At 59.4% G+C, this 1,027-nt stretch carries 1 protein-coding gene; it reads right to left on the minus strand.

From position 1 onward, the window contains the following. On the minus strand, positions 1 to 912 hold a 912-nt coding region (locus B8W67_RS20135; RefSeq protein ID WP_133056183.1), incomplete at its 3' end, for a hypothetical protein. Between the last annotated feature and the right edge of the window lie 115 nt (positions 913 to 1,027).

Raw genomic sequence — 1,027 nt, forward strand, 5'->3', positions numbered from 1 at the left:
GCTTATGTTCAAAGAACCGGCTGCGATTCGACCGTGAAGAGCGGCAGCCCGCGGGTTGCTCGGCACCGTGAAATCTTCATCGGGTGGCACCTGTGACACCACATTGATGATCGGGTGTCCAGGCTCTGGCCACGCGAAGGCAACCATCTTGTAGCTGTTCTTTGGAAATCCAACCCTGGTAAAGGTGATACCACAGGGCCGATAAATGTGCCGTACGGGCGGGGCCTCAAAGCTGATGAGAAATTCGAGTCCAGCGACTCGGACGTAGCCGCCGAGGATCTCACTCCCCATTCTGGCGGTTCGAATGCCTATCGACTTGGGCATACTCGATTGGTCTGGGTCCTGGTCGAGCAAAACGTACAATCCCCATGCCTTGGGCCATTCTGCTCCGCGCCAAAGGATTTCAGCTAGCTGATGGCTTGTGACGCCTAACCGGAAACGGTATGCGACCCGGCCGCCTAGTTCGATCGCACCTGCTTCGATGGCCCCCCAGATGACCTTGAGCATCCATAGCTCGATATAGGGGCCGCTGAGCATGGTGAAGCCGCGGGGGAAACTACTCCGGCGGTCGTTGCCCAAGTACTTAAAGATGTCAAGATGGTCTTGGAGGAAGTGCCGGAAGAATTCGGCGGCCATATTGTCCAACGGCGACAAGGCGTTGTTGTGCCGGTGGCACAGCATCTTCCGGGACAGTGAAGCTCGGCCGATTGTCTTGCGCCGCTCGGTTCTGTCCTGCCACGCAGCTCCCTCGACGACGACCACCTTGCCATCGGCCGATATCGCACCAAGCACCTCGTCAGTAACGAAATGCTCGCGAGTCAATTCTGCGTCGCAGTCGTTGCTAGCACGGGCGTAGCAGCCCGGGTTCCCGTAGCCCGTGCGTGGACCAGTTAGCAGCGGTGGCGGCGCCATCGCGATCCACGATGCGTCCTTTGCTCGGTGACAGCGGATCGCCTTTCGGTGTGAACCGCAAGGGCAGTCGTCGTCTGGTGGCGGTCCGTACCAAGTGCTGGCGCGAACGTCGGCA

The organism is Mycolicibacillus koreensis, from assembly GCF_002104795.1.
GTDB classification, from domain to species: Bacteria; Actinomycetota; Actinomycetes; order Mycobacteriales; family Mycobacteriaceae; genus Mycobacterium; species Mycobacterium koreense.